Genomic DNA, 757 nt, shown 5'->3' on the forward strand with positions numbered 1-757 from the left:
CGTGCGTGGTGTCACCGTCGGGGAGCGGGCCGCCCGGTGCGTAGCCGTGCGCGCTGTCGGCGGACGGCGCCGTGCCGCCCCGCGCGCCGCCCTCGTATGCGTCCCGTCCCTCGCGTACGGACGGCGCCGCCAGGCGCAGCCGTCCGTGTCCGTCGGGCTCCGTCGGCAGCGCGGACGGCAGCAGGGCACCGGCCGTCGAGGGCAGCCCTTCGGCTCCGGCTCCGGTCTCCGGTGAGCCGCCCGGGGCGGAGGTCTCGACCCGTAGCGCCGACTCCCCGACGCGCAGCGTCGAGCCGGGCCGGAAGAGCACCGGCTGTCCGCCGACGGACGCCCCGTCCAGCGACGTGCCGTTGGTGGAGCCCAGATCGGCGACCGTGACGGCACCGCCGTCGGAGACCGTCACCGCGCAGTGCAGCCGGGAGACGTCCGGGTCGTCGAGCGGGACGTCCGCCTCGGCGGAGCGGCCGAGCTGGACCTTGCCGCCCTGGAGGAGGTGTATGCCACCCGCATCGGGCCCCGAGACCACGTGCAGCCGCGCCTTCGCGGAGCCGTAGGCCGCCGGCGCCGGCGTGGCCGCGGGCAGCGAGGGCCCGTGCAGCGAGACGACGGCGCCGTCCAGCAGGGGGGGCTCGCCGAGCAACTGACGGTGCGGATCGAGCCGTTCCGTGCCCGCGTACACCGCCGCCGACGCGTCCCCGGAGACATCCGCTCCGCCGCCCTGCCCGGGCACGGCCGCTCCAGGGCCGCCGCCGGAGCC

1 protein-coding gene is annotated in these 757 nt (G+C 78.1%); it reads right to left on the reverse strand.

Annotation, left to right across the window (positions count from 1 at the left end):
- Positions 1–730 (reverse strand): FHA domain-containing protein (locus AN218_RS29055; protein ID WP_244900805.1); only part of this gene is annotated, 730 nt, incomplete at its 3' end.
- Positions 731–757 lie beyond the last annotated feature (27 nt).

The sequence above is a fragment of the Streptomyces nanshensis genome, assembly GCF_001751255.1.
In the GTDB taxonomy this organism is placed as follows: domain Bacteria; phylum Actinomycetota; class Actinomycetes; order Streptomycetales; family Streptomycetaceae; genus Streptomyces; species Streptomyces nanshensis_A.